Annotated in this window: 25 protein-coding genes and 1 pseudogene; 8 read left to right on the top strand and 18 right to left on the bottom strand. The window is 63.3% G+C overall.

The genetic code is table 11. The annotated features are described in order from the left end of the window. Nucleotides 1-49 precede the first annotated feature (49 nt). The 3 genes from AB7290_RS40925 (at nt 50) to AB7290_RS40935 (ending at nt 2,083) form a co-directional block, all read left to right on the top strand. Nucleotides 50-1,144 carry a DUF1236 domain-containing protein gene (locus tag AB7290_RS40925; protein ID WP_354102108.1) on the top strand — a complete coding sequence of 365 codons (1,095 nt, stop codon included), beginning with the start codon at nt 50-52 and terminating at the stop codon, nt 1,142-1,144. Nucleotides 1,145-1,448: 304 nt separating this feature from the next. Beyond that, a complete protein-coding gene (locus AB7290_RS40930) occupies nt 1,449-1,808 on the top strand; it encodes a response regulator (protein ID WP_354102107.1) in 360 nt (119 codons plus the stop codon). Nucleotides 1,809-1,888: 80 nt separating this feature from the next. Then, nucleotides 1,889-2,083 carry a hypothetical protein gene (locus AB7290_RS40935; RefSeq protein ID WP_354102106.1) on the top strand — a complete coding sequence of 65 codons (195 nt, stop codon included), beginning with the start codon at nt 1,889-1,891 and terminating at the stop codon, nt 2,081-2,083. Between the two features lie 318 nt (nt 2,084-2,401). Here AB7290_RS40935 and AB7290_RS40940 read toward each other — a convergent pair whose 3' ends face one another. Next, a complete protein-coding gene (locus tag AB7290_RS40940) occupies nt 2,402-2,671 on the bottom strand; it encodes a hypothetical protein (protein WP_354102105.1) in 270 nt (89 codons plus the stop codon). A 278-nt stretch (nt 2,672-2,949) separates the two neighbouring features. Here AB7290_RS40940 and AB7290_RS40945 point away from each other — a divergent pair, with 278 nt between their 5' ends. Next, nucleotides 2,950-3,177 carry a hypothetical protein gene (locus tag AB7290_RS40945; protein ID WP_441254425.1) on the top strand — a complete coding sequence of 76 codons (228 nt, stop codon included), beginning with the start codon at nt 2,950-2,952 and terminating at the stop codon, nt 3,175-3,177. A gap of 227 nt (nt 3,178-3,404) precedes the next feature. Here the strand turns inward: AB7290_RS40945 and AB7290_RS40950 are convergent, their stop codons facing one another. From AB7290_RS40950 to AB7290_RS40970, 5 genes are all read right to left on the bottom strand, one after another. Next, the gene (locus AB7290_RS40950; protein WP_354102103.1) at nt 3,405-3,635 is read right to left on the bottom strand and encodes a DUF6894 family protein; all 231 of its coding nucleotides are present in this window, start codon (nt 3,633-3,635) and stop codon (nt 3,405-3,407) included. Nucleotides 3,636-3,940: 305 nt separating this feature from the next. After that, nucleotides 3,941-4,210 carry a hypothetical protein gene (locus AB7290_RS40955; RefSeq protein ID WP_354102102.1) on the bottom strand — a complete coding sequence of 90 codons (270 nt, stop codon included), beginning with the start codon at nt 4,208-4,210 and terminating at the stop codon, nt 3,941-3,943. Further along, nucleotides 4,207-4,926, bottom strand: coding sequence for an SOS response-associated peptidase (locus AB7290_RS40960; protein WP_354102101.1), 720 nt, complete (start codon nt 4,924-4,926; stop codon nt 4,207-4,209). The genes AB7290_RS40955 and AB7290_RS40960 overlap by 4 nt, the downstream gene beginning before the upstream one ends. Nucleotides 4,927-4,928: 2 nt before the next feature. Then, a complete protein-coding gene (locus tag AB7290_RS40965; RefSeq protein ID WP_354102100.1) occupies nt 4,929-5,378 on the bottom strand; it encodes a hypothetical protein in 450 nt (149 codons plus the stop codon). A gap of 12 nt (nt 5,379-5,390) precedes the next feature. Next, nucleotides 5,391-5,762 carry a hypothetical protein gene (locus tag AB7290_RS40970; protein ID WP_354102099.1) on the bottom strand — a complete coding sequence of 124 codons (372 nt, stop codon included), beginning with the start codon at nt 5,760-5,762 and terminating at the stop codon, nt 5,391-5,393. Between the two features lie 167 nt (nt 5,763-5,929). Between AB7290_RS40970 and ku the strand changes: the two are divergent. After that, nucleotides 5,930-6,851, top strand: a pseudogene (gene ku, locus AB7290_RS40975) (non-homologous end joining protein Ku). A 75-nt stretch (nt 6,852-6,926) separates the two neighbouring features. Here ku and AB7290_RS40980 read toward each other — a convergent pair. Beyond that, nucleotides 6,927-7,190, bottom strand: coding sequence for a hypothetical protein (locus AB7290_RS40980; RefSeq protein ID WP_354102098.1), 264 nt, complete (start codon nt 7,188-7,190; stop codon nt 6,927-6,929). 133 nt (nt 7,191-7,323) lie between these two features. Continuing rightward, complete coding sequence (locus tag AB7290_RS40985) at nt 7,324-8,535, bottom strand: RES family NAD+ phosphorylase (RefSeq protein ID WP_441254428.1); 1,212 nt, start codon at nt 8,533-8,535, stop codon at nt 7,324-7,326. A gap of 290 nt (nt 8,536-8,825) precedes the next feature. Here AB7290_RS40985 and AB7290_RS40990 point away from each other — a divergent pair, with 290 nt between their 5' ends. Further along, on the top strand, nt 8,826-9,527 hold the full coding sequence (locus AB7290_RS40990; protein WP_354102096.1) for a hypothetical protein: 702 nt from the start codon (nt 8,826-8,828) through the stop codon (nt 9,525-9,527). 144 nt (nt 9,528-9,671) lie between these two features. Then, on the top strand, nt 9,672-10,829 hold the full coding sequence (locus AB7290_RS40995) for a hypothetical protein (RefSeq protein ID WP_441254430.1): 1,158 nt from the start codon (nt 9,672-9,674) through the stop codon (nt 10,827-10,829). Here the strand turns inward: AB7290_RS40995 and AB7290_RS41000 are convergent. The 10 genes from AB7290_RS41000 to AB7290_RS41045 form a co-directional block, all read right to left on the bottom strand. Next, nucleotides 10,822-11,493: a hypothetical protein gene (locus AB7290_RS41000; protein ID WP_354102094.1), complete on the bottom strand. Its 672-nt coding sequence runs from the start codon at nt 11,491-11,493 to the stop codon at nt 10,822-10,824. The two genes, AB7290_RS40995 and AB7290_RS41000, sit on opposite strands and share 8 nt — an antisense overlap. Beyond that, nucleotides 11,490-12,602, bottom strand: a complete 1,113-nt coding sequence (locus tag AB7290_RS41005) for an MBL fold metallo-hydrolase (protein WP_354102093.1) — start codon at nt 12,600-12,602, stop codon at nt 11,490-11,492. Before AB7290_RS41005 ends, AB7290_RS41000 begins: the two co-directional genes overlap by 4 nt. Nucleotides 12,603-12,605: 3 nt before the next feature. Next, the gene (locus AB7290_RS41010) at nt 12,606-14,216 is read right to left on the bottom strand and encodes a phospholipase effector Tle1 domain-containing protein (protein WP_441254432.1); all 1,611 of its coding nucleotides are present in this window, start codon (nt 14,214-14,216) and stop codon (nt 12,606-12,608) included. Between the two features lie 65 nt (nt 14,217-14,281). Further along, nucleotides 14,282-16,135 (bottom strand): ATP-binding protein, encoded by a 1,854-nt coding sequence (locus AB7290_RS41015; RefSeq protein ID WP_441254434.1) that lies wholly within the window; start codon nt 16,133-16,135, stop codon nt 14,282-14,284. 14 nt (nt 16,136-16,149) lie between these two features. Continuing rightward, nucleotides 16,150-17,403, bottom strand: coding sequence for a hypothetical protein (locus tag AB7290_RS41020; protein ID WP_354102090.1), 1,254 nt, complete (start codon nt 17,401-17,403; stop codon nt 16,150-16,152). A 64-nt stretch (nt 17,404-17,467) separates the two neighbouring features. Next, nucleotides 17,468-18,184 carry an ImmA/IrrE family metallo-endopeptidase gene (locus tag AB7290_RS41025; RefSeq protein ID WP_354102089.1) on the bottom strand — a complete coding sequence of 239 codons (717 nt, stop codon included), beginning with the start codon at nt 18,182-18,184 and terminating at the stop codon, nt 17,468-17,470. Beyond that, on the bottom strand, nt 18,181-18,501 hold the full coding sequence (locus AB7290_RS41030; protein ID WP_354102088.1) for a hypothetical protein: 321 nt from the start codon (nt 18,499-18,501) through the stop codon (nt 18,181-18,183). Before AB7290_RS41030 ends, AB7290_RS41025 begins: the two co-directional genes overlap by 4 nt. 28 nt (nt 18,502-18,529) lie before the next feature. Next, nucleotides 18,530-19,117: a hypothetical protein gene (locus AB7290_RS41035; RefSeq protein WP_354102087.1), complete on the bottom strand. Its 588-nt coding sequence runs from the start codon at nt 19,115-19,117 to the stop codon at nt 18,530-18,532. Nucleotides 19,118-19,120: 3 nt separating this feature from the next. Then, complete coding sequence (locus AB7290_RS41040; RefSeq protein ID WP_354102086.1) at nt 19,121-20,020, bottom strand: DNA-methyltransferase; 900 nt, start codon at nt 20,018-20,020, stop codon at nt 19,121-19,123. Between the two features lie 233 nt (nt 20,021-20,253). Continuing rightward, nucleotides 20,254-20,448 (bottom strand): hypothetical protein, encoded by a 195-nt coding sequence (locus tag AB7290_RS41045; RefSeq protein WP_354102085.1) that lies wholly within the window; start codon nt 20,446-20,448, stop codon nt 20,254-20,256. Nucleotides 20,449-20,755: 307 nt separating this feature from the next. On the opposite strand from AB7290_RS41045, the gene AB7290_RS41050 reads away from it, so the two are divergent. Further along, nucleotides 20,756-21,361 carry a hypothetical protein gene (locus tag AB7290_RS41050; RefSeq protein ID WP_354102084.1) on the top strand — a complete coding sequence of 202 codons (606 nt, stop codon included), beginning with the start codon at nt 20,756-20,758 and terminating at the stop codon, nt 21,359-21,361. Nucleotides 21,362-21,459: the final 98 nt, after the last annotated feature.

The raw sequence follows: 21,459 nt of genomic DNA on the forward strand, positions 1-21,459 counted from the left end.
TCAAGGCGGCAACCAAGGTTGTCTGGGCCTAACAATGAGGGAGTATCCCATGAACATGCGTCTATTGCTGGCCACTACGGCCGCGGTTGCGATCGCCACTTCCGCGTTCGCGCAATCGTCCCCCACCACCTCGAACACGAATCCGCCGACGCAGCGTCAGCAGGATTCCAACACGACCCCGCCGCCATCGAGCACGACGTCGACCCAGTCGACGACCTCTTCAGGCAGCGCTCAGCCGGCCAACCCGTCGTCGAGCCCCGCTCAGACCCAGGCACCGGCTTCCAGCCAGAACGCATCCGGTCAGGGGGCCAACACCGCCTCCGGCGCGAACACCGCACAAACGCCCTCTTCCGGTGGCCAGGCGCAGACCGGCCAGCCCGCGAACCAGGCGAACCCACCCTCCAGCCAGGCGCAGACCAACACGCCTTCGAACGGCAACGCGCAGAACGCGAACCCTGCGTCGAACAGCAACCAGGCGCAATCGCCCACGGGCACCGGGTCGACGAATACCGCCCAGCAGCCCGCCAACCAGCAGAACGCGGCCGATCGCTCGTCGAGCACTAACGTGAACGCTTCGGTCAACATCAACGATCAGCAGCGCACGCGCATCAGCCAATCGATCTCGCATCTCGATGTGCGGCCGCTCGACCGCGTGAACTTCTCGCTTTCCGTCGGCGTCGCGGTGCCGCGCGACGTGCGGCTCCAGCCGTTGCCGGCCGAGGTGGTCGAGGTCGTGCCCCAGTATCGGGGCTACAACTTTGTACTGGTGAAGGACGAGATCGTCATCGTCGAACCTTCGAGCTACCAGATCGTCGCGGTCCTCCCGTATTCCGGTCGCTCGACCGCCGCCGCGCCGCCGCGGACCGAACAGCGCAAGGTGACGTTCAGCGATCGCGATCGCGAAGTGATCCGGAAGCACGCCAAGGCCCGCCCTGTGGAGCGCGAGCGTCAGACGACGGGTAGTGCGGTGCGGACCGAGATCCGCAGAGGAGAGCGCGTGCCCGAGGGCGTGGAAGTCGAGTCCTTCCCCGAGGAGGTCTATCGCGATGCGCCGACCCTCCGCGAGTATCGGTACATCAACCGCGACAGCCACACCTACATCGTCGAGCCGCAGGAACGCCGCGTCATCGAAGAGATCGATTGACCCTGGCTTGGCCGGCCTCGACCGGGGCCGGCCGTGTCCCGCACGCTACGTGAGGAACGATCGGCGGGCCAGCACGTCGAGTGTTCGCTCCCGGCATTGCCCCCCACTAGTCGGGAGCGAAACCTGGCCCCCACAGGTCGGCGACCTCGACCCATCGGGCGGGGTCGTTTGCCATCTGGGCCAGAACGAGTCCCGCCGCGTTGCCTGCTTCACCAGACCTTCTTCGAGAATGAAAAGCCCTCCTCGAAGTCGGCATGACGCCAGGGCTCTTTCTGCGGGCGCGCATCGTTCTCAAAGGATTCAAGTGAGCCAACCCCGGATATCCTTCCTCGTCGTCGAGGACGAAGCCCTGATCCGCATGATGCTCGTGGACATGATCGAGGAGCTCGGCCACGTCGTCGTCGCCGAGGCCGGAAGCCTCGAGGATGCCGTGAGGGTCGCGTCCGATGCGGCGTTCGATATCGCGATCCTCGACATAAATTTGGGAGGCCCCAAGAGCACGCCTGTCGCCGAGGTCCTGGTGAAAAGAGCGTTGCCGTTCATCTTCGCCAGCGGCTACGGGGAGGACGGCTTGCCGGAGGACTTCAAGGATCGGCCCATGCTCCGAAAACCGTTTCAACTGGACGCCCTCGATCGAGCGGTCCAGACCGTGCTCGAGAACTGAACTTGTCGGCTCGTCTAAGCCGGCGCGAGCCAGGGCCGGAGTCCGCGGCGGGATCCGCGACGGGTGAGAGGAAGGACGAAGTGACACTGACCGGATTGACCGCTCGCGCGCAGAACGCCGTGCGCGCTGCGTTGGCAGGTCGCCCCGCGACCTCCGAAAATCTCCGGCCACTGACGCAGCGCGACCTGTTTGCGGTCGCTGGCGTCGGCCGGCGCACGCTGAAGGAGGTCGTCGGCTGGGCGGCGATGTCGGGCGTGCGACTTCCACGCGGGTAGCGCCGGTCGACACCGACCGTGGGGCGCCCTCCGCCCGATCGATGAGTTCGTTCTTTCGGTCGCGGGCCCGCTCCTCGTTCTGAGTGCCAATAAGAAAAAGGCCCCGCTAGAGGGCCCTTTGCAAAGTCTGATTGACGAGAAAAAAATTAGGTGCGCTCAAAGCCAGCCCCGGGAATGAAAACTACTTCGGATACAAACCCCACGCCCGGACCAACCTATGAGAGCAGCGGTTTGTTTCGATTATTTCGTCGAAATGAGAATCGTTGTTCCTGGCACGGAACAAGAGCGTCGAAGGCCAATGTCGCGATGCTCTTCGGCTCAAGGATTGTCGGGCAGGCACTCGGGGCAGGTGTCGCCGATGGAGTCCAGCACTTCACAAACTTCAGCGACCGCCTGATCCGGAGACAAGCCGTCGGGCGGATCTTGCTTAGCGATGTCAAACGCGTGCTCGCGCGCGTGCGGATCGGCAAGTTCCTTGGCCCAGCCATGCTCCTCGCATTCGTGGATGGCGCCCGCCTCCTGCAGCACATGGATGGCCCAGCCGCGCAGCGTACGGGTCGCCGACCGTCGTTCTGTCGTCATCAGCATCGGGATAGCTCCTGCCGGGACGAATCCTTTGGACCGCCGGCTCGTTCCTGGCGGTTAGCACGGGTCAGGGATTCCGAAATGCAGTGGCTTCGGGTTGTCCACGTGTTCCGCATTCCCGTGCAAAACGCGGTGCCGGCGATCCGCCGACGTCCGCCTCGACGACACCGGCGTGCCCTCCCCACGGCAGCAGAACGCGATGGGGCCTGTTTGAGACGGGTTCAAATTCGACCTTTGCCGGGAATTCAGGAACACACGGCCTTAGACCCCGTTTCCTTTCCATGAGTGAACCCTTACCCGTCGTCATGGAGAATTCGATTCAGATCGCCTGGGATTACCTTGAGCGCACTGGTGACCTCGGCGATCCGACGATTGCGAGCCAGATTCTGCTGGAGTCGGTGGAAACACTGGTTCGTCGCGGAGAGCGTCGCGTCTTGATGCTCTCGAACAAGGCCATCAGCGACTACAAGAAATTCCGTGCCGACCGCCCGTTGGAGTTGGTCACCTGATAGATCCCGATTGTCAGATCTGCTTCGGGCTGGGCTGGGTCTGTGAAAACCACCCGTTCCAGACTTGGGATGATAGGGGCTGTCAATGCGGGGCGGGCATGCCCTGTGAATGTCAGCAAGCAAACGGTCTCGAAGAACCCGATGTCTCGAAGGTCATAACGCAATCACCCACACCGAAAACGCAATGAGCGCCGTGAGGATGATTGCCGCGACTATCAGAAGTTTCGTCACTTCGGCTTCTCGGCGCTGATACGCAGCGTGTAAAGCGGGTTCTGAAATTCGTCCACGACCTCCATGCTCCAATCCTCCTGTGGGCGCAGGCTGCCATCGAGGCCTTGCAGAATCTGTCCCGCCGTCACCGTCGCTTCTCGCCAAGCCGCATGCTTGTCCGGCAATTCCTCACCCTCGCGGTCTAGTTCGATGTGGCCATGATGAACGTGGAAATAATACCGTGGCATAGCAGTCCTCACGTGCCGCTTGTGGAGGTCGGAGAGACGGCCCCGGTTGGGGGGGCTTTGGGGCAAGTAGACCGGGGCCGCTCCGCCAGCATCGGCGGCGATGCTTGGCAGGTTAACAATTGGCCTGCGAGGCCGGTGGTTCCAAGTGGTTCGACGCAACCGTAGATTCGTGGTCGGCCGCTCGCAGGTATGCGATGCTCGCAATATATTTCGCGTCTCGGAGGGAAGCCGATGCGCCTTGCATTGCCTTATCTGGGGATCGGTCTCTGTGCGTCGCTGGCGGCGTGGCTATCGGTGCTGTTGCTTTACTGACGCGGAAACAGGTCGATGCCTTGCGCCAGTATCCACACATAGGTGCCGCTTTCGTGCAGCTCGAGCCAGCCGGGCTCGAGAGCGAACTCGAGGCCGGCACCGACCTCGCTGCTTTTTGCCTTGAGCGTGAACAGGAATGGCGCGTTGATCTTCTCGATATGAATCGCCCGTCCTGAACCGGCGCGACACCGGTCGCTAACTCCACCAGTTTGCGGACCGCGGCTTTCTGGATTGGCGTAGGGACGGGTCTCAGCGAGTTTCATGTAGCAGCTTGATCCTCTTTCGCCCCACGCGCCACGATTCTCAGTGTGCCGTCCGGGAGCGGTCGCTGCAGCTTCAGGGCTTCCTCCGCTGGAGCGGTCATCCAGATCTCGACCTCTTCCGGCGTGGTCAGGATCACGGGCATCGCCTTCGGGTGGATGGCGAAGACTTCCGTGTTCGCCTCCGTCGTCAGGAACGCGTAAAGGTCGTTGTTGGTCTCGCCCTCCTTGATCTTCCGGACCGACGTCCAGTTGGCCCATATGCCGGCGAAGCACGCGAGGGGACGGCTCTCGTCGAGCGCGAACCAGATGTCACCGCCCTCGGCCTTGTTGAACTCGCTGAAGCTGTTGAACGGCACCACGCAACGGTTTTCGACGCCGAGCCATCGCGTCCAGTGCTTGCTTTTCACGTTGCGGATGTTGGTGGTTCCGGAATCCGGCTCCATCCGGAGCAATTCCTTGAAGTCGACCGTCTTGCCCTTGGCTTGCAGCTTCTCGGCGCGCTTCTTGGTGGCGTCCATCAGCGCCTTCGAGGACGACGGCATGCCCCAGCGCGCGGTCGCGAGCTCGCGGCCGTCGGGGCCCGTCCGGACGATCGGCGCCTTGTAGTCAGGAAACACGCCGGGCATCGGCGCGAGGTTACCGACGTACCGGTTGACCACGCGGAAGAGCGCGCTGATGGCGGCCTGATTGGTGGTGATGGAATAGAGGTTGCACATCGTCAGGTCTCCGGAGCGGCCTGGCGGGGGCGCTGCGCCAACTGTAGCAGCGTCGCCGCTGGCCGGCGATTGGCCTTGGCGCACTTGCTGCAGCGGAGCCGGCTTGCCAGGTCGTGCACGAAGGTTGTCGGCGGATGACGCATCGTCGCCAGATCCACCTCCCGCCGGGTCTTGCACCGCGAACACTCGATTTCTAGCCACGCGAAACCGCCGTTGATGGCCTGGTCGATCGCCGGCGACGGGTCGATCGGGCCGCCAGACGCCCACATCCGTTCGTTCCAAGACTCGCTGAGGAGCCTGTCGGCCTGCTTGATGAGGGCCTCGCCCTTGGCGCGGGCTTCGGCTGCCTGGCTGGCGAGAATCGTCGTCATCGCGCGGGCCTTCCCCAATTCCTTCTGGAGCGCCTTGCGGTCGCCTCCGGAGAGCGGGGTCGGGTGGTGCTTGGGCGCCATGGTCGCCGCCGGCTAGACGTCGTACGACGGCCAGCAGCCGTCCTCCTCGTGGCGGCCGGTGCGCTGCTTGCATGTGTTGTCCAGCAAACGCTGGCCGACGTCCCGCCAAATCGCATCCGGACCGTAGAGGCGGGCGGCATCGACCTTCTGGATCTCGACAGTCCTGCCGCAGCGCCGGCATCCCACCCTCAGAATATGTTGAGGAATTTGGCTCAGCCGCAGCGCCCCTCGGGAGGGGCCTGGCCTCGCCTCGGCGCGAGGGTCGTCCAGGAGTGCCTGCCAGTATTCCGGCGGCAGATCAGCTTCCGGAGACAATCCGGGCTCTCGAGGCACGTTTCTGCCGGCGAGAGCGGCCATCTTGTCCATCTCCTTTGGGTTCGGCATGCGCCAGCTCGCGGGTCGGTCCGTCATGCCTCAATAGAACATAACAAGAACAAAAGAGTCGATAGCCGGCGTGAAAAATATCCTCTTGGGGCCCGTCCATGCAGTCGGAACCATGCCCTGTCGTTCGTCTTGAATCCGAGCCGTCCCGAACTGGAGTTCTGCGCACCATGGCCCCGAGAGCCAACTGGAAAGGCTTCTTGCGTCTGTCGCTCGTCACCTGTCCGGTGGCTCTCTACCCGGCGACATCGGAATCCGAAAAGATCTCGTTCAATCAGCTCAATCGAGCGACCGGTCACCGGATCAAGTACGTGAAGGTCGACGCCGATACCGGTGACGAGGTCGCGAATGAGGACATAGTCAAGGGCTACGAACTCGACAAAGTACATCGAGGTCACCAAGGAGGAGCTCGAGGAGCTGGCGCTGGAGTCGACGCGGACCATCGAGATCGACGAGTTCGTCGACAAGGCAGACATCGACCCGCGCTATCTGATCCGTCCGTACTACCTGCGTCCCGACGGCAAGGTCGGTCACGACGCCTTCGCGGTGATCAGGGAGACCATCCGGGAGATGGACAAGGTCGCGATCGGCCGCGTTGTTCTCACGAACCGCGAGCACATTATCGCGCTCGAGCCGTTGGAGAAGGGTCTCGTCGGTACGCTGCTGCGCTACCCCTACGAGGTCCGCTCTGAGCAGGAATACTTCGACGAGATCCAGGACGTCAAAGTCACCAAGGACATGCTCGACCTCGCAAGGCATATCGTCAACCAGAAGACGGGCACGTTCGACCCCGAGAAATTCGAGGACCACTATGAGTCCGCGCTTGTCGACCTGATTAATCAGAAGCGAGCCGGCAAGACCATCCGTCCGGTAGAGCGGCCGAAAGGCGAGAACGTGGTCGATTTGATGGAGGCGCTGCGGCGGAGCGTGGGCAAGGAGGCAGCGCCGGCGAAAGCGGCAAAGCCCGTCAAGAAGCCGCGCAAGGCGGCGGCGGGCCAGAAGGAGATGCTGATGCCGATCACCGGAAAAAAGCCGGCGAAGGAAGCGGCGGCGAAGAAGCCGGCGGCCAGGTCGCAGCGAAAGTCCGCCTAGAAGCTCGGCATGTCCCGGCTGTTGTCAGCCTGACGACCCGATCTCGATCGAGTCGGAAGCTTCGGTAGGTCGCCGCTAATCCGGTGGGCACTCGGGACACGTATCACCGATACCGTCAAGAACCTCTTCGATCGCGGCGATAGCTTTCCGTCGGGCAGGCCCGACCGGCGGATCCTGGCGGGCAATCTCAATTGCCCTCTCGCGCGCGTGCGGATCCGCGCGATCCTGCATCCAAGCGTGCTCCTCGCACTCGCGGATCGAGCCGGCTTCATACAGAACAGAGATGGCCCATCCCCGCAGTGTGCGCGTCGGAGGCGGCCGTTCCTTCGTGATCAGCATCGAATATGCTTCCTATGAGGGGCGAATCCTTTGGTCCCTCACCTTTCCGGGCCCGTTAGCACAAGGCAGGGATTCCGATTTGCGCGGGCTGAGGTTTTCCTCTTGTTCCTCCCGCTTCACCTTGGCCGGCGCTCTAGAACGGGTTGCCGTCCACGGTCGAATACCGCACGTCGGTCACTTCCTGCAGCGACCAATCGACGTAAGACACTACGCTGGGATCCTCCGTTCCGACGAACGCTTTCCGATGCAGGATGACGATATTGCGATTGTCTTGTGCGCCATCCCGCTGCATCGACGACTTGTAGATGACCGCGTCGCAACCGAAATAGGATTTCAGGTATTCCGCCACGATCTGCGTCGCGATGTATTCTCGCTGCCGTTCGTGAGGCCGAACCGGCCTACTTATCTCGTCCTGCATCTGCGTGATGAAGTCGTAGCGACTGTGATCGTAGAAGCGCCCGCGATCGGCCGCGCGCTGATCGAACACCGTAAAATCGAAGATCTTGAGCGGTAGGTGGGTCGTGAACCTCCCGATCGCGATCGAATCTCCGATGCCCGGTCTTAGTTCGGCGATTGCGGTCGCAGCGGCGAAGGCCGCATAGAATACGGGAATGAACTCCACATTCATCCGGCCGCCCTGCGTTCGGGCGGATGGCGGTGGGCCCAAAAGCGCCGCACCGTTAACCTGGAGATCGTCTTCGGTCAGGTTGCCGTCCATAAGCCGCGCGCGAAAAATGACCTGACCCGCGGCCAAATCGTACAGCGGCCTCACCGGCCCCTCGCCGTATTCCTCCGGCTTTCCGAATAGTTCGTCCAACTTCTCCTTGATGCCGAAAAAGCGGGAAGAGAATTGCACCTGTTCGCAGAAATCCTTCCACTCGAAGGCATACCTGTTCGCGAACCAATACTCGTCTTGGTCGGCCTTCTCCCGCGCATGGGCGGCTGCGATCGATTCGAAGTTGTGCGCATCGGTGTAGTAGGCCTCTCCGCCTTGCGCGATTTCGTAGTGGGAAGCGTCGGGCAGTGCGGCGATCACTGCATCGAGGACATCGTCGGACGAGCCGAGCTCCTCGGCGAAAATCTCTTCGTATGGCTGTCCCTCGGTGCCGTGGTAGACCCTGTCGCTATCGGGATCCGGATCGACTTCGAGCGTCTCACCGCCAGGCTGGTAGTTCGCCTGAAACCATCGGTCCGCTTCTTCGGCGAACTCGTCAACGCTCACGCAGGGCACCGACGTGTGGTCGTCATCGAAATCGCAATCCCCTTCGACGCCGACACCCTCGAGCCAATCCCGCAACGGCCCTTCCTGAATGCATCGCAAGCAAAGATTTCTGTCGTCGGCCATGGGCTTTTCCGTGCTCGGGCGTTGCGTCCCGGCTCGGGACGTTTAGTAGGTGGCGGGGCCGGTGTCGATCGTCCAAGCACTTCTAATCCCCTAGGAACATTCGGCCCGGTGTCGCCGACTTCCTCAAGCACTTCGGCGATCGCTTCCGGCTAGATGCCATGCGGCAGAATCAGAAAGCCTGACAGCGGTCTCGCAGCGGCTCTGGGAGTCCAGGAATCATGATTCCATGCGGGCCGTCGACCCGGATCCCGCGGACTTGCTATGGTGGCGTTTCCGTCCCGGGAGGCTCCATGGTTCCGGCTTTCAAGCAGAACGACCTCTTCAGAGGTCTTCAGAACGACCTTTCGCGCCTCAACGCGTGCGTCGGCAACAATGGCGGTCCCTACGACCTCTACGATTACGCCTGGGGGTATTTCGAAGGCACCCGGCTGCTTCTTGCCGATGAGAAAGTCTCGGGCGCGACCATCGACGTCCTGGTGTATCCGATCTGTTTCAATTTCCGGCACGCCGTCGAACTCTACGTCAAGTACATAATCGCCGACCTGAGTAGGGTGCAGGGGACCGGCCGGCAGTACCAGGCCGGCCACTCGCTGCTCCGGAACTGGAAGAAGGCCAAGAAGCTGTTGAAGGCCATCGACCATGCCGCCGAAGATGCCGCGCTCTTCGAAGAGGTGATTGGACATATCGAAGAGGTCGACCCGGCCGGCCAGACGTTCAGATATCCGGAGTCGATCAAGTACGATCAGCATCTGAAGGATTGGCCGAGCATCAACCTCGCCGTCGTCGAATATTACTACGCCCGTCTGTTCGCCGTCGCGAAGGACTGGCAATACCGCATCGATCACGCGGTCGATTGGGCGTCGCAGGACCGAACGCTGGCGCCTCCCTACAGGCGGCCACCGGATAAGAACGCTCTGGTTGGACGCTGGCACTTCCTGATCTATAGAGCCAAGAACGCAGGCCTGCGGATCCGCAATCTCTTCCGACGCTAGTCCACCTGCAGAAAAGACCGGGGATCCCCCTCGCCGATGTCCGAAAGCAAGCAGCGGGGATATGCCCCGAACGATCCCGGATGGACGAATTGTGTCTTCTGCGGGAAACCGGTCGGCAAGGCCGCGCGATCACGCGAACACGTCTTGCCGATGTGGATGCTGCGCGCGACCGGCGATCCGAACCGGGTCATCAAGATCGAAAGCGATCCGGTGACGGGCGCCGACGTCCTCCGGCCGGCATCGACCTTCCACTTCCCGGCCTGTAAGCCTTGCAACGAGCGGTATGGCAAGACGCTGGAAGCGCCGGCGAAGCGTGCGGTCGAGGCTTTGATGACCGGCAAGTCGCTCGCGGTGTCGCAGTGCTATTGGCTGCTCGATTGGCTCGACAAGGTGAGGGTCGGTCTCTGGCTCGGCTACAACATGCTGCACAAGGAGGAATTCGCGCCGAAGTTCAGGATCGACCAGCGGATTGGGATCAAGGACCGGGTCGCGATCGTGAGCATCGATCCCGACGACGACACGAAAGGCTTCGGCCTCGGCGGAATGGACAACCAGATCTTCCGAACCAGCCAGGCGGGGATGTTCCTCAAGATCAACAATCTCCGCATCCTGTCGCTGTCCCTCGACGGCTTCGTGTCCCACTATGCCGGCATGCCGTTCCCGAAGGAGATGCTGGCGTTCAGCGACGAACCCGACAAAGTCATGGCGGTCATGGAAAAGACCGACTACCGGGTGCGGCAGGACTGGAAGCAGTTCGATGTCCCGGGGGCGACCGTCATCGCGCAATCGAGCTTCTGGCTGGAAAACTGCATCAACGAAGAAACGTTCGGAATGTACATCAACGCGACTACGATCCCGCGCTACCGACGGATTCCCCGTATCCGGAAACGCGAGGATCTAAATCAGCTCGTCCGGACGCACCTAATATCGAACGCCACCGGCGAATTCCTGTACTATTCCGGTCCGCGTCGGCGGATCCGGTTCGGCTGCGCCAAGGACAACACGGACTGGCACTTCATGCGGTCGCTGTACGTCCTATTCATGCAGGAGGTGATGCCGCACTTTCCGAAAAGGGTGATCGATCCGGACGGCACGCGGCGCGGTACCATCCAGCTTTCGATGCTCTGGCTCGAAAAGGCGGTCCAGATGATGCTGCGGGTTCAGCAACTCGGCGCCCGCGACGATGGCGGCTTCGCGCTCATGGTCGACGAACTCCAGCGGGTCTACAGGGACTGGGAGGAGTTGTGCGCCAACGGGTCAAGCGATTGGGGGCGGGACGCTTCGGCGAATCCGCTCATCTAGACGCGCGATTCCGCGGCGGGGTCGCCACGCTCTGCTCGGCGAGCACCGTGGTGACGAACCGCTTGCCGCAGTTCGCGGCCGCCAGGCGAACCAACACGAACTGCAGGACGAGGAACCCGAGATAGCCGATCAGCACGGTCGTGGGGCGCACGGCGAAGCCCGCGACTGTGCCGAGCGCGACGACGAACAGCAGCGACAGCGCCGTGTAGTCCCTCAGCAACAAGAAATCCCGATGCACGCTCTCCACGGGCGGCGCCTTCTCGACCTGCTTGTACAGCCGGTACCAGGCCTTGTTCTGATCGTCCGGATCCTGCGGCAGCTTGTTGCCGAGCTGGCGCTTCACTTTGGACATGTCAACTCGGGGGTCGCAAGGGCCGTACTCGGTGAAGGCCCTATGACCGGGCAGCGCGTGATGCATACGCAGGAAGACCAAGCGATACTTGGCGTCGGGACCGACGATGGCGTTCGCCACGGTCGTGACGAGCACCGCGAGGCCCACAGGCAGAAGGTGGAGGACGCCGTCGAACAGGCCGCGCAGCCCCGTCGCCGCGACGTCGGTCCATTGAGAGGCGGCGTAGGCCGCGGCCGCATTGCCGGCGATCGCGAGCCAGAGCTGCCACTTGTTCTGGTCCTTGAGGGACTTCGGCGAAGTCGGCTTCGTCACGTGTACGCCTCCACGCGGGTGTAGAACGGAAGCGCATCGACGTCGCCGTAACCATCCCTGACGGGGAACCCGCCCATGTGCAGCTTGTTCGATCCCTGGGTCGCGATGATGATGCCGCCGCGCCGCTTGAAGGCGTTGAGCACGATGCGCCGCGGATGGCTTTCGTCGTCCTTCGGCGCCGAGACGTAGGCGGAGAAGCTGCCGGGGGAATTCTCAGGAAGTACGGGCCCGAGCAGCCGCGTCAGGATCGACGGGCCGACGTTGCGCCGGCTGCCGTGATGGGGAATCTGCACGAACGTGAAGTTCTGCAGCGGCAAGCCCATCGCCTCAGCGTAGTTCGCCGACCACGTGAGCGCGTTCACGCCGGCATCGCCGGTCAGGAGGTAGCGCCGACCTCCGTCGAAAGTACCGTACAGCACCACGCTGGACTCGTTGCTTGCGCTGGTGATGCCGCCATCTCGAAGGCGCTCCGAGGCCCAGGACTCGGTGATCCAGGAATCTACCTTGGCCCGCGCGGCCTCGACGATCTTCTGCACGATCGAGGCCTTGCCGATCCACATGGAGGCGCCCCTGATTTTCGCCTCGTTCGGGGCCGGGGTCTTCTCGAACTGCGGCAACAGATGCAGGTACGCGCGCCGGCTCGGCGAGAGAATTCGGAACGGCCCGATATCATCTCCCTGGAACGGGTAGCGAAGCTGCGCACCCGCCGCCACGGCCAGGTCCACGATCTCGCCGATGATGTCGTACTCCTTTCGGATCGCGCGCTCGACACCGTCCTGGGTCCAGCGGCTGTCGTCGAAGAGATGGACTACGTCGCGAGCCAGAAACCACGGCACGTGAAGCCACATGTTGCGCACAGGGATCTGTTCGAGGACGGTACGGAGTCCGGACGCATGATCAGCGTCGGAGTGCGTGAGCAGTACGTGTTCGAGCACGACGCTGGGCCCGAACTGCTTCCTCAGATGCGCCACCAGGCGGTCGCCGGTCTCCCCATGTCCGCCGTCTACGAGCATGAGCTTGTAGTCGTGCGGCTCTCCATACCGGATGACGATGGCGTCGCCGGCCTTGCTGTTATCGCCGACAGCGACGAATTCGACTTCGCACTTCATGGATCAGGCCTCCTCATTCGGCGTGCGCGCCTCGGCGGGAAATTCAGGCGGTTCGCCGGCCAAGTTTTTCTGACCGTCGTAGGAATTCGCCGGGAACGGTGCGCCGGGCTCCCAGAAGCGCGCGAAGTCTTCGTGCCTGCGCAGCGACGCAGGGCGGTAGGCGCCGAAGCCGTGGGTCAGGCGCACGGACTCGCCGTCGAAGCGGCGATAAACGCTGGCGTGCATGATGCCGTGGAGACCTTCGTCGGACAGATCGCGGTTCTTCTCGGTCCAGGTGATGCCGGTCCAGCGCGGGATGGAAGAGAAGCCCGCGGCGACCTCGTCGTGCTGCGCCCCCTCTGGATGCGGCCAGACCTTCAGCACGCTCCGGTCGAACTTCAGCCCGTCCGGCACGGCTGCGGCCCAGCGCGCCATCCAATCGAGCGCGATATCCGAGAGTCTGGACTCGTTCTCAGGATAGCTGCCGCCGATGTCTGAGTGGTTGCCGGCGAACCAGACCTGCTCGAACCATTGGATGCCGTTGGCGTCCTTGCCGGCGCCGCGCGGGCTGGACCAGCCGACGCGCGCGAAGTCCTTCCTGTTCTCGTCGATCGAGATCGCATGCCTGGCGTAGCTCACCTGCGCGCTGAGTTCGGTGTCGTAGAACTGCATCCAGAGTTCGTTGAAGTGGATGGTCCGCAGCTTGTCCTTCCAACCGTAGCCGTCGACCGTGAAGTCCCGCTTCAAGTGGGTGTAGACGTAAACCGCGACCGCGGTCAGTGCCGCGAGCGCAATCATTCCGAAGAACACGTTGCCGAACGTGAAGTGCGCGAAAAAGCCGCCCGCCGGCAAGAAGTCGACCAGGGCCTGAATCACGCCGGCGAACACGGTGACCCCGACCACGAAGATGGTTGAGAACAACAGAAACGTCGGCCAATTGCCGAGCGCCGCGACGGTGTCGAACACCCCGACTAAGTAAGGATAGACGTTCGCATTTTCGGGCGCTGCGGGCTCGGCCGAGCCGTATCGCTTTCGGAATCGCCGCGCGATGCGCTCGCGCGTCGCGAGCAGAAATTTCTGGCGCGGCGTCGCCTTGTCGATCTTGCGCGGCTCGGTGAACTGGTAGACGTGCTTCACCGCCTCTGCGGCAAGCCTGCGGGCGGACGCGTCGTCGAGCTCAATCGGCACGCCGGGCTTGTCGGCGGCATGCGTAGGTATCCCGCAGCGTGCGACGATGCCGCAGAGGCAGCGCACGGTGTAGGCGCCGCGCGAGAACCCGACTAGGAAGATGCGGTCGCCGGGGCGCCACAACTGGATCAGCGCGGCGTAGCAGTCGATCAGGTTGCGCGTGATGCCGAAACCGGTCGCTTGCGCGACCGTGTTGTGGATCCAGCGCAGCGCCTTGCCGAAGATGTTGGCGCCGTCCGCCTGCGATCCGAGACCTGGGTCGTAGAACGCGACCTGTTCGCGCGGATTGATGCTCGAGTCCGGGCCACAGCGGGTTGCCCTGAACATTTTGTAAACGTTCGAGCGGGTCTCGTCGAAGCGGAAGCCGCCAGCCTGACCGGTGCCGTCCGAGTAGACGATCACGTTGCGGCCACGGTTGCCGCCATTTCCTTTAGGTTTATCGTTCATATATTAGTACCTTGTAGTTGAACATTGGGATGGACCCCGGCGTGGTACCGCGATCTCCTGTGCTCTCAGTCGACCATCAGCAGCTTGCAGGGCGTTGGGTCGACGGTGACGGTGACCGGCCGCGTCATGTGCGTGAACGAGGCCAGCGCATGGCCCGACGGCAGGTTCGACAGGGACGACCACGTTCCGTCGTCGACGCCCGACAGGATCTTCCTCAACCGCTGTACGACGTTCGCATCGCCGATCTTGTGGAGCACCCAATTGTTGATCAGACCGAGCACTTCATCGGGCAGGTGGCCCGGCAACTGCGTGATGAAGACGAGACCCAGATGACGCTTGCGGCCGCGGCGTGCGATCCGGACCACCTGCTCGAAGAGGTTCGGCATCTGCCGGATGCGTCGGTCGGACAGGAATTCGTGCGCCTCCTCGATGAAGATATTGACCGGCGTCATGGGCGCGGCTTCGGCGCTGGATTGGCGCGCCGCGTATTTGGATTCCTGGCACGATTGGATACGGCGCAGGATCTGCGCGATCACGATGTTGCGGAGATAGGGGGCGTCCATGTCGTGCAGATCGATGATGGAAATGCGTCCCGGTGTCAGCATTTCCTGGACGTTGATCTTCGAGCGGGGGCCCGAGGCGAACAACTTGGCGCGCTTCAGCTTCCACAGCTTCTTGTTCAGGCCGAGCCACGAATACTTGTTGCTCTCGATGTTCTTCTCCTTGACGGCCTTGAACACCACGTCTTCGCTTCCGCCGAACGCCTGGGGCGGAAGGCCGAACTCTGTCAGCTTCTGAGTGTGGGCGATAGCTGCGCTGACCACGTCGATCAGCATCTCGAGCGTCATGCGCGGCCAGCCGGTCTCGAGCTCGTCGATCTCGAGCGCCCGCTGCTGCTCCTCACGATTGCCCTTCGCCGGATAGATTTCCACCCGCTCCATGACCGTCTTGCAGATGTCGTAGGCGTCCGAGAGACGGCTCTGCTGCGCTTCGGGGATGTCCAGCAGTTCGGTCAACACGCCGATGGAGATGTCGGCGAAGTCGAGCTTGTACAGCTTCTTGTTCGGATGGTCGTCGTACGCCGGATCGCAGCCGTCGAGGACGTAGAGCGCGGTGTCGCCGGCGCCCTCCGCGGAGAGGCCTCGCTCGGCGAGGGCGCGCTGCATGCCCGGATCCTCCGTCGGCTTGCACATGGCGGCGTATTCGCCTTCCGTATCGAAGATGACCACGGCGTTGCCTTGTTTCGCGAGCCGAAGTGCCATTCCGGAGACGGTGGTGCTCTTGCCGCCGCCGGTCGTGCCGAGTACGCCGACATGGCGCGGCAGCACCGACTTCTGGGCGGCGGGGACGAGGACTTCGATATCGGCGGTGCCGTTCATCAGACCGAGGCGGATCGGCTTGTTCTCCACCTCCACGACCAGGCCGAGCACCTGCTGGACGCGGTCTTTCTCGAGCAGGAAGACCGGGCTGTTGGGGGCGGGACGCCGCGGCGCCGGGATCACCACCGTCTTGCCGCCTGCCTTGGCTTCGAGGCCGAGGATATCCACGTCGGCGACGCCGTGGAAACGCGGCGTGAGCACGGCACCGTGCACGGCCGGCAGCTTCAGCGTGGGCGCGTCGGCATCCATCGCGTCGGGCTCGGCGAACGGGCCGGCCACGACCATGCCGACATAGTCGCCGTCGACTTCCTTGGAGCGGCGGTCGAAGCTTCGGATCTTCACCAGCGACTGCCGCGGAAGGTTGCCGATCTCGTCCTCGGGGACGAGAATGGTCACGGTGCCGTCCTTTGCGTTTGGCCGGTCGAACATCGTGCGCCCGTTCGAGCCGCGATAGGCCTCGGGTTCGAGGTATGCTCCGCCGTTTTCGTCGGCGGTGGCGGCGAGGCGGAGGGTGGCGGCGGAAACCTTGTCGTTGCTCATGTCGGACCTCGTTGTCATGCGCGCGTCGAGCGCTCGAGAAGATAGCGGAACGGCTCGCCTTGCGAGGCGAATACGGAATTCACGCCGGCGGCGATGCCGCTCGGATCGAACGTGCCCTTGCAGAGGCGATCGGCGATGTCGATTAGGTTGGGAAAGCCGCGGTGCTCCTGCAGCGCGCTGTCAGCCATTGCGATCAGAGCGGCTTCGTGGATGTGGTCTTCGTGACCGAAGAAAATGCTGCCCGGACTGAAGCGGCTCGCCTTGTAGACGCCGATCAGCACCTTCGAGGCGATGTCGTCGCGAAAGTCGAACAGCGTCGGCTTGAACTTCGCGTATTTGCCGCGGTAGCTGCCACGCAGGTACGCATCGACGATGTACTTGGTATCCGTCAGCACCGCGTACTGCAGCGGCTTCAGTGCGTTGGCGATGGTCCTGATGGCCTTGTCCGAGGTCTCGCTCGGCACAAAGACGAAGCGCTTGTGGTCACCGAGCAGCTTGGGCAGCAGGTCGAGCGTCAGTTCGATGATGCGTCCGGATCCGGAGCCGGTCATCATTTCGTACGGCATCGGCGTGCCGTGGCCCATGCGCCAAGGCTTCTTCGAGCGCTCCGTCAACAGATAACGTTCGCCGTGTCCCATGATGGCCCGCACCAGCATGTCGGAGATTCCGGCGACTTCGCCGTTCTCGTCGGGATTGCTTGCGCGGGCGCGCTGGGTCATGAACGCTAGGATCTCCTCCTCGGCGTTGCCGTTGCGGCGGACCATGTCGTGGCGGAAGAGGCGATGGCCGATGGAGGTCGGCGATCCGTCGTCGAGATAGCTCGTCATGCAAATGCCGATCTGGATCACCGAGATCGGGAGCGTGTCGTATGTGACGCGGGTGCCGTCGCAGGCCTCGACCAGACCGTTGAAAAGGATGGTCTTGAGGGTCTGGGAGATCTGCTCGGGCGTGACGTCGAAAATGCCCGATTCCTTGGATGCGTTCGAGTTGTCCGCGATGTTGTTGCGCACGATGTCGAGGACGGCTTGCGCCTTTCCGGCTTCGTAGATAGTGGCGGCTCGGACTTCGCGCTCGAGGCGTTCCTCCAGCTCGCCCATGTTGTCGCCGGCGGTCCAGCTTGCGACGTTCAACGCCTCGTCGACGGTCTGTCGCAACTCACGGTCAAAGTCCTCGGCCTGTTGGTCGAGATCGTCCTCCGCCCCCGATGCGTCGTCCGCACTGCGCTCCGGTCCGCCCATCGGGCGTCCGGCCGCCGCCGGATTGATCATGCGCTTCGTCCTTCTTTGGCCTCTTATCCAATCCTTCGGCCGGGAAGCGCTGAGTTCGATTTTCTTATGAAGATTTTTTTCTGAAAAGACTGACGACGCCGTCCGACTCTACTCGCGATGGTAGCAGGAACCCGCCAGTCCATGTGGGCAGACCGAAGGCAGAAGCCAAGGATTCCCCCGAAAATTCTTTCAGATCAGCCCTTTCGCCGGCCGGGGCGACCAGTTCGAAGGCCAGGTCGTCGGCCTCGCCCTCGATCGATTCGGTCCGGTGATGCGCGGCGGCACCCGACGAATCGCGATCCATGGCGTGCCGAAACGGCTCCAGCGACAGCCCGGACATCGCCGACGAGAACCGTTCCCCCGTCGTCGGGGCGCGGGACCGGTCCAGCACCTGGATCATGCCGGCTCCGAAGGTCCGCATCACCCGCTCGCGCGGTTCGAGATAGTGCAGCAGGAAGTGCGCGACCTCGTGCGCCAGCGAGAAGCGCTGCTCGTCCTCCGGATCCGCTCCGTCGACGAAGACTAGGCCGACGCCGACGTCGGCAACGAGACAGGCGCGCAGCGGCCGGTCGATCGCGACCGACCACGGCGTGGCGCCGATCCTGGCGATCACCTCCGCGACCTTGCCCGACGATAACCTCGGCAGCTTGACGACGCCCAGGGGCAGCGCCACGGCGACGGCGCGCTCCAGGTCCACCGGCCTGCCGTAGCGCGAGCGGCCGCCGGCGAGCGCCCAGAATGAGGCGGCCGCCTCGTCAATCCTGCGGCCGAGCCCGCTCATTCGTCGTCTTCGTTGCGGTCGCGCGCCGCCATCAGCCGCCCGTCGACGATGTCTTCGACCGGCGGCGCCGACGCCATGCGCTCGACGCTGGCGGCCTGGCGCAGGAAGGCGGACAGGCGCCCTTCGTCTATGCCGCAGGCGGCGGCCACTTCCGCGACGTCGGCGGCCCAATTGTCCGGATCAGGTCGCAAGCAGAGCGCCAGCTTCGCGATGCTTCGGCCGTCGGCGCCGAGATGCTCGGCCGCCGTCTGTCCGAACGCGCGCTCCCACGGCGCGAACACGCTGGCGATCAATTTGGAGGACCGGGCTGCGAGCATCGCGGCCCTTTCCAGATGGGGGCGACCGTCAGAGCTCATTGCCCACCTTTTTGAGCCGCAGCTTGATCCGATCCTGGACGCGCTTGACCTCGGCCGCGGTGTCTTCGTCGGCGCCGAGTTCCATGGCGGCGGCGTAGACCGCGACCTCCTTCTCCTCTTCGAGAAGGAGATCGAGGACCTTCCGTTCCATACCGTTCTTCGCGATTGTCTGACCGTGCAGCCTCATGATGGTCTCCGCATCCATTGCGATTTCGACCTTTTCATTGAGGTTGTTCGCCTGGACTCCCCAATCTTCGATTCCCGCCTTGTATTTTTCTTCGAGCTTGCCGCGCCGCTTGCCCTTTCGCGTGAAATCCTGCGCCCTCCGCTGCGCGACGAGACACAGGAAGGTCCAGAGCGAGCTCTTCGAGGCGTCGAAGATCCCAGGCTTGTGAACGTGTGTCATGATGGCGTCGACGGCCCGGTCGTAGGCGTCCTCCTCGGTCAACCTTAGTTCGCGCCTCAGAAAGCCTATCAGGGGATCGAGGGCGGCCTCGAACAGTTCGAGCGTTGCGGTCGGCCGGCCGGCGATCAGCCGATCATGGATGGCGTTAAGCTCGCGGGCCAGCTTGGACATGGGTCACTTATTCGCAGCCCTGATCGAGCGGATCCGGGCGGCCGCGAGCTTGAGATATTCGGGGTTCAGGTCGATGCCGATCGCCGGAGAGCCCAGGTCGAGCGCGACCTTGGCGGCCGTCCCCGAACCGACGAACGGGTCCAGGACGAGACCGCCCTTCCGGCAGCCGCAGGCGAGGCAGCGCTCAACTAGCGGCTCCGGAAAGGGTGCCGCGTGGCGGTACTCCTTCTTCGAAGGCCTCGCCGAGATGCTCCAGATGTCCTCCTCGCCGTCCAGGCCCTTGCGGTCGAAGTAGTAGTCTCTGGTCTTGGCCAGGATGAAGACCGTCTCGGATGCATTCCACGGCCGATCGGTTGCGCTGGGTTCGGCTAGGCCCTTCGGCTTGTGCCAGCGGACTGCGGACCGCACGATCCACCCGTCGGACTGCAGCGCGAGGGCGACCCTCCACGGTATTCCGATCAGCGACTTCTTCGGGAAGCCGAGCCCGGGTCGGTCGACGGCGCGATACTTCTTCCGCGCGACGTTACGCCAGACCTGCTTCCGGTCGCCGCCCATCGGCTGGCCCTTCCCGGAGTAGTAGGTGTCGCCGAGATTGAGGAAGAGCAGCCCCTTGGGCTTGAGCACCCTCCGGACCTCGGCGAACACCCGCTGCATGGTCACGACGTAGTCGTCGACGGTGTCCTCCTGACCAAGCTGGCCTTCGACTTCATAGTCGCGCTGCCAATAGTAAGGCGGGGAGGTGACCGTGCAGTCGGCGATCGCGTCCGGAAGCTTCCGCAGGCAGGCCAGCGCGTCGCCCTGCATCAAGGCCCACGGCTTGCCGCCCTTCGTGCCGGCATGAGCCGGATCGAGACCGTCGAAGATCTCCCTTCGAGTGATGCGCTTCTTCGTCGCCGCAGGCATAGCGGACCGGAGAAGGCGCGCCAGTTCGCCAGCCGCTTCTTCCTCTAATCCCACCGTCCGCTCCGAATGCACGCTCAGGTCCCTTCCAAGGCAATTCCGTCAATCTAGCAGAGGCGTCCGCAACTGACGATTGGCGCTTTGCCCGCCTTTGTTGCGGCGTGCCCGTTTCTGACGGCCGTATTCGGCGCTGAATCGTCGGCGACCGGGCCCTCGCCCGCTGCCAATCGACGACATCACAGCCTCTTCGATTTCAGAGCCTTTCTGACTGCCCGTTCCACGAACTGCCAGGCCTTCTCATGGCCGACCTCGGCCTCGTCTTTGACGGCTTCGATAAGTTCGGGGAGCATGTAGACGAGCATCGCCTTGCGGCCATCGGTTCTGGTCGGCTCCTTCGTTTTCTTCCTGGCTTTCTTCTTGGCTGCCTTCATGCTTCCCGCATCCTTCTGGATCGCGGGCAGGATACCAGTGCTGGCCGTCGCCGCTAGAGGGCATTCTCGGCAAACTTGTTGATGGCCGTTGACGTTTTATAGATATCCACTAGATATCTACCAGATATCTAGTGGATATCTGTTACGTGCTTTTTTGTTGACTTTTCGGCCGATTTGTGATCTAAGCACCGCTCGCTCAGAGACTTTTCCCCGATACTCGATCCCCCGCCGTCAGCGGGCGGTCGTTCGCGCGGCATTTTGCGCGACGGCCGCTTGCTTCTTTACGACGTGATTCCAGCGAGGATAGATGCAGAAAAATCCGACTTCATTGTTCGTCAGCTTCAAGGCCACGCGCGCGATCCCGGTCCGGAACGCCATCCGGCGCGACTTCATGATCCAGTCGACCCTGGATCCCGGCGTCCGCCGCATCGAGTACCACCCCACCAGCACCCTGTTCGATCGCCTGGTACGTGTCGATGCTCTCGTCCTGGACCGCGATGACGGCCGCTTCGCCGTGGACTTCGTCGACACCCGCTCGGCGGAGGATCCCGACGGCGAGGCTGTGCTGCAGGTGGGATTCGACGAGCACTGCTCGGGTCTCCTCGCCGTCGGCGACGCCGATGTCCGTCGTGAGCCCCTCTTCACGTCCGCGCGCGAGGTCTGGCGTCACGCCGGGATCAATATCCATGCCGCCGACCGTGCGCAGGTCCTCGAAACCCTCGAGTCCGAAGGCCCTGTCCCCGTTCGCGCCTTGAAGGGCTTGACGGACACCAGCCGCGAGGTGGTGCAGGTGATCTACGCGCTCGCGTGCGAGGGCAGCGTCGCCCTCGACCTGCGCTCGCCGCTCGACGACCGCGCCATCGTGTGCGTCGGCTTCTCGGCCAAGAGCGCCCACGTCCGCTACGGCACCTAGACCCGCGCCCCTTTCGGCGGCCTGCCGTCGTTCTCCCCGGCCCCGGCGATGCTCGCCGGTGACCGGCGGCGGACGCCGGCCTTATTCGAACGCCGGCA

This window comes from Bradyrhizobium sp. 613_E4_N2_2 (genome assembly GCF_052075995.1).
In the GTDB taxonomy this organism is placed as follows: Bacteria; Pseudomonadota; Alphaproteobacteria; order Rhizobiales; family Xanthobacteraceae; genus Bradyrhizobium; species Bradyrhizobium barranii.

Excerpts from the sequence above, each read along its gene's own strand:
- AB7290_RS40980 (WP_354102098.1), bottom strand. The coding sequence starts at position 7,190 with ATGCTGATCACGAAGGAACGGCCGCCTCCGACGCGCACACTGCGGGGA.
- AB7290_RS41045 (WP_354102085.1), bottom strand. The coding sequence starts at position 20,448 with ATGAAGGCAGCCAAGAAGAAAGCCAGGAAGAAAACGAAGGAGCCGACC.
- AB7290_RS41050 (WP_354102084.1), top strand. The coding sequence starts at position 20,756 with ATGCAGAAAAATCCGACTTCATTGTTCGTCAGCTTCAAGGCCACGCGC.
- AB7290_RS41030 (WP_354102088.1), bottom strand. The coding sequence starts at position 18,501 with ATGCTCGCAGCCCGGTCCTCCAAATTGATCGCCAGCGTGTTCGCGCCG.
- AB7290_RS40965 (WP_354102100.1), bottom strand. The coding sequence starts at position 5,378 with ATGGCGCCCAAGCACCACCCGACCCCGCTCTCCGGAGGCGACCGCAAG.
- AB7290_RS40925 (WP_354102108.1), top strand. The coding sequence starts at position 50 with ATGAACATGCGTCTATTGCTGGCCACTACGGCCGCGGTTGCGATCGCC.
- AB7290_RS41010 (WP_441254432.1), bottom strand. The coding sequence starts at position 14,216 with ATGAACGATAAACCTAAAGGAAATGGCGGCAACCGTGGCCGCAACGTG.
- AB7290_RS41005 (WP_354102093.1), bottom strand. The coding sequence starts at position 12,602 with ATGAAGTGCGAAGTCGAATTCGTCGCTGTCGGCGATAACAGCAAGGCC.
- AB7290_RS41015 (WP_441254434.1), bottom strand. The coding sequence starts at position 16,135 with ATGAGCAACGACAAGGTTTCCGCCGCCACCCTCCGCCTCGCCGCCACC.
- AB7290_RS40940 (WP_354102105.1), bottom strand. The coding sequence starts at position 2,671 with ATGCTGATGACGACAGAACGACGGTCGGCGACCCGTACGCTGCGCGGC.
- AB7290_RS41040 (WP_354102086.1), bottom strand. The coding sequence starts at position 20,020 with ATGCCTGCGGCGACGAAGAAGCGCATCACTCGAAGGGAGATCTTCGAC.
- AB7290_RS41035 (WP_354102087.1), bottom strand. The coding sequence starts at position 19,117 with ATGTCCAAGCTGGCCCGCGAGCTTAACGCCATCCATGATCGGCTGATC.
- AB7290_RS40955 (WP_354102102.1), bottom strand. The coding sequence starts at position 4,210 with ATGAAACTCGCTGAGACCCGTCCCTACGCCAATCCAGAAAGCCGCGGT.
- AB7290_RS40970 (WP_354102099.1), bottom strand. The coding sequence starts at position 5,762 with ATGCCGAACCCAAAGGAGATGGACAAGATGGCCGCTCTCGCCGGCAGA.
- AB7290_RS40950 (WP_354102103.1), bottom strand. The coding sequence starts at position 3,635 with ATGCCACGGTATTATTTCCACGTTCATCATGGCCACATCGAACTAGAC.
- AB7290_RS40990 (WP_354102096.1), top strand. The coding sequence starts at position 8,826 with ATGGTTCCGGCTTTCAAGCAGAACGACCTCTTCAGAGGTCTTCAGAAC.
- AB7290_RS41025 (WP_354102089.1), bottom strand. The coding sequence starts at position 18,184 with ATGAGCGGGCTCGGCCGCAGGATTGACGAGGCGGCCGCCTCATTCTGG.
- AB7290_RS40985 (WP_441254428.1), bottom strand. The coding sequence starts at position 8,535 with ATGGCCGACGACAGAAATCTTTGCTTGCGATGCATTCAGGAAGGGCCG.
- AB7290_RS40945 (WP_441254425.1), top strand. The coding sequence starts at position 2,950 with ATGAGTGAACCCTTACCCGTCGTCATGGAGAATTCGATTCAGATCGCC.
- AB7290_RS40960 (WP_354102101.1), bottom strand. The coding sequence starts at position 4,926 with ATGTGCAACCTCTATTCCATCACCACCAATCAGGCCGCCATCAGCGCG.
- AB7290_RS41020 (WP_354102090.1), bottom strand. The coding sequence starts at position 17,403 with ATGATCAATCCGGCGGCGGCCGGACGCCCGATGGGCGGACCGGAGCGC.